This window comes from Microbacterium sp. UBA837 (assembly GCF_002296025.1).
In the GTDB taxonomy this organism is placed as follows: Bacteria; Actinomycetota; Actinomycetes; order Actinomycetales; family Microbacteriaceae; genus Microbacterium.
The window spans coordinates 16,167-19,911 of the sequence record NZ_DBHD01000117.1 but is presented as its reverse complement, the minus strand read 5'-3'; the positions used below and the strand labels follow the sequence as shown (position 1 = coordinate 19,911).

Below are 3,745 nucleotides of genomic sequence, written 5' to 3'. Positions count from 1 at the left end.
GAGTGCGACGATCACGGCGGGCAGGAGCATGGACAGGGTGACCGGCGCCACGTGGACGGCATCCAACCCGAGTCGAACTATCGCGATCTGCGCTCCGGCGGCAGAGACGACGATGCCCAGCACCGTGCCGATCGTCGCACCGAGAACGCCGACGATCAGGCCCTGGGAGGCCACGCGTGCTCGCTGCGACCGCGCCGACGCGCCGATCAGACGCAGCAGGGCGATCTGGCGCGATCGTCCGGCGACGACAGTCGCGAACGTGTTGGCCGTGACGATGCCGGCGACATAGACCGCGAGCGCGACGAGCAGCAGAGTGAGGAATCCGAGGATGAAGGCGAGGGTGCCGCTGTCGCCGATGTACGGGTCCGCCCGCAGCATCGCCGCCAGAAAGTCGGTCGTGGCGATGAGCACGACCCCGAACACGGTCGAGATTGCAGCGACCAGGATGCTCGCCCCCATCCCGCGTTCACGCAGCCACGCGACGTTAGCGCGGGCGCGCGGCACGCGCAGCGACGGCTTATCGACGGATGCCACGACCGCGCTCATGCGCCGACCTCCGCCCGACGAGTCTGCGCGCCGGCGTCGGCTGCCAGCATGTGAGCCGAAATCTGCTCGGCGGTCTGCGCGGGCTTGTCGGCGACGAGGCGCCCGTCGCCGAGGAACAGGACCCGGTCAGCGTGGCTGGCGGCGACGGGGTCATGGGTGACCATGGCGATCGATTGCCCCCGGGTGCGGCTCGCTTCAGCCAGCAGAGCGAGCACCTCACGCCCCGAGCGCGAGTCGAGGTTTCCCGTCGGCTCGTCGGCGAAGAGCAGGTCGGGCGCGGTCGCCAGGGCGCGGGCTATCGCAACACGCTGCTGCTGGCCACCCGAGAGCTCGTGCGGCCGGTGATTCAAGCGCGAGCGAAGCCCGAGGGTGTCGATCAGCCCGTCGATGCGCGAGCGTTCCAACACACTCGGCGTGCGGCCGTCCAGGTCGAAGGGCAACAGGATGTTGCCGAGCGCATCGAGGGTCGGCACGAGGTTGAAGGACTGGAACACGAAACCGACACGACGACGACGGAGGATCGTGAGTTCGAGGTCACCGAGATCGGTGATGTCAGTGTCGCCGATCCACACCCGCCCGGCAGTCGGGGCGTCGAGCCCAGCCATGATGTGCATGAGGGTCGACTTGCCCGAGCCGGAGGGACCCATGATCGCGGTGAACTCCCCGCGACGGATGCCGACAGTGACGTCATCGAGCGCCCTGACCGTTCCGCTGCCGGAGCCATAGGTCTTGCCGAGGTTCTCTACGCGGGCCGCCAAGCCCATCTGCGTCGTGGTGATTTTCATACCTCCGACGCTAGGAATCAGGCCCGTACCCCCGCGTCAGCCCGAAGTCGCGCCGTCATCCATCGGAAGGATGATTCCTCGGCATCCGTCTCGTGCGAGGCTGCGGCCAGCGGCCCCATGATCGGTGTCAGACCAGGCCGTGCTCGTAGGCGAAAACGACGAGTTGGACGCGATCACGCAGCTCGAGCTTGCCGAGGATGCGACTGACGTGCGTCTTCACCGTTGCCTCGGAAAGGTACTCTCGCGCCGCGATCTCGGCGTTTGACAGGCCCCGCGCGGCGAGACCGAAGATCTCGCGTTCTCTCTCGGTCAGCTCGCCGAACGCTCGCGGCGCCGGCCGGGTCTGTTCGTCCCGGAAGTGCGCGAACAGCTGCGCCGTGGCCGTTGCCGCGATCACCGCCGAACCGGAGTACACGCTGCGGATTGCGGCGAGCACGAACTCCGGCTCGGCATCCTTGAGCAGGAATCCGCTCGCGCCGCCGCGGATCGCGCGTGCGGCTGCCTCATCGAGGTCGAACGTCGTCAGCATCACGATCCGTGGCGCGTCAGGGTCCTGTAGCAAATGCGCCGTCGCCTCGATCCCGTCCATGACGGGCATCCGGATGTCCATGAGCACGACATCCGGACGCGTGTCTCGCGCCATCGACAGGGCCGCCTGGCCGTCTCCCGCCTCGCCGACGACGGCCATGTCGGGTTGGGAGTCGATCACCATGCGGATGCCGGCGCGAAAGAGCGCCTGGTCATCCACGAGCGCGACACGGATGACGCCCGGACCGGGGTTGCTCTGGTCGTTCATCGTGCCGCGGACCCGTGAGGTTGCGGTTCCGCGGCGAAGGGGAAGGTCGCCCGCACGACCCACAGCTCCCCGACCATCCCTGCCTCCACTGCCCCACCGACCAGCCGCGCCCGCTCGCGCATGCCGACGATACCGTGGGTCACTCCGGCGGGGTCAGTCAGGGGCGCGGCATCCGCCGCGGGCGGGTCGACGGGCTCCGCGACAGGATTCGATGCCCACAGGTGCAGACGGTCCGGGAGCCAGCGCATCGTCACCTCGACATCTCCGTTGCCGTGGCGGATGGCGTTCGTGAGCGCCTCCTGCAGCACGCGGTAGATGGCCAACTGCACGGCAGCCGGCACGTTCGCGGTAGGCATCGGTTCCACGTCTACGCGCACCGCGAGCCCGGCAGCTCGCACCTGGGAGTACAGACTCTCCAGATCGTTCAGCATCGGCTGCGGCGCCATCCCTTCGCTGTGGCGCAACTGCGCCAGCAGCAGCCGAACATCAGCGAGCGCGCTGCGCGCCGTCGTCGAGATCGTCGCGAGCGCGTCCTTCCCCGCCTGCGGATCGGCGTCGGCTGCGTACCGAGCCCCATCGGCCTGGGCGATGATGACGGCCAGCGAATGACCGACGACATCGTGCATGTCGCGCGCGATCCGACCTCGCTCCTGCTCCTCGATGCGTTCCCGTTCGGCACGCTCGCGCTCACGCTGGGTGCGTCGAGCGCGCAGGGACGTTCGAACCAGAGCACCCACGGTCCAGGCCAGGAGCAACGCGAACCCCGCAGCGATGAGAACAGCAGCTGCCAGCGGAAGGACGCTCCACGACGCGGCACTGAGCAGCTGCGAACCGAAGAGATAGCCGGTGATGACGGTGGCCCCGACGATCGCCGACGAGAATCCGAGCCAGTACACCAGCGTGCTCCCGTAGGCAGCCGTCGCGTAGAGCACGGCGAAGATCGCGAGGTCGACGGGCGCGGGTGGACGCAGCATCAGCATCTGCATCGTCGCGCCGACCCACGCCGTAGCGAGCGCGAGGGGCGGTGAGAGCCGCCGCAGCGCGAGCGCCGCCGCGAAGAGAAGGCACATGACCACGGTCGGCAGTGCCGACTCGGCTGCCCAGCCGCCGATCGTCAGCTCAAAGGGGAGACAGAGCAGCCCGAACACTCCCGCAACCGACACATCGGTTGCCACCTGGTACGGCAGGAGTTCACGAAAGAGTGCGGAGCGTCTCACCTCACCCACGCTACGGAACGCGCGCCCAGAGCGCGTCAGTCTGAAGATGTATGTGCGCCGGGCCGACCGCCTACGGTGCAGGCGTCCGCTCGGTCTCGGTCTCGGACTCGGTCTGCGACGGCGTCTCGGGCGCGGTCCGGTATTGCTCGGTGATGAGCCGGTACGACCGCGTCGCGAATGCGAGCAGGGCGATGACGACCATGGCAAGACCTGCGAAGACGAGCACGAGCGCGATGCCGCGCGTCTCCCCGTCCCCAAGAAGCCATCCCCACGTCTGCTGGCCGCTCGGCGTTTCCATGTAGGGGATGACCCAGAACTCCGCGATCGGCGCGATCAGGAACGCGGTGATGGGGGCGGCTGCCGATTCGAAAGCCGCGGCGAACCCGAACACACGCCCCTGC

Annotated in this window: 4 protein-coding genes and 1 pseudogene; all 5 read right to left on the bottom strand. The window is 68.4% G+C overall.

Annotated features, from left to right (window positions below; all coding sequences use genetic code 11):
* Positions 1–546 (bottom strand): FtsX-like permease family protein (locus tag B3587_RS08995; protein ID WP_349675795.1); only part of this gene is annotated, 546 nt, incomplete at its 3' end.
* Complete coding sequence (locus tag B3587_RS08990; RefSeq protein WP_228177346.1) at positions 543–1,331, bottom strand: ABC transporter ATP-binding protein; 789 nt, start codon at positions 1,329–1,331, stop codon at positions 543–545. The genes B3587_RS08990 and B3587_RS08995, both read right to left, overlap by 4 nt.
* A 127-nt stretch (positions 1,332–1,458) precedes the next feature.
* On the bottom strand, positions 1,459–2,127 hold the full coding sequence (locus B3587_RS08985; protein ID WP_228177347.1) for a response regulator: 669 nt from the start codon (positions 2,125–2,127) through the stop codon (positions 1,459–1,461).
* On the bottom strand, positions 2,124–3,344 hold the full coding sequence (locus B3587_RS08980; protein ID WP_292727977.1) for a sensor histidine kinase: 1,221 nt from the start codon (positions 3,342–3,344) through the stop codon (positions 2,124–2,126). Before B3587_RS08980 ends, B3587_RS08985 begins: the two co-directional genes overlap by 4 nt.
* 70 nt (positions 3,345–3,414) lie before the next feature.
* Positions 3,415–3,745, bottom strand: a pseudogene (locus B3587_RS08975) (MFS transporter); the annotation flags it as partial.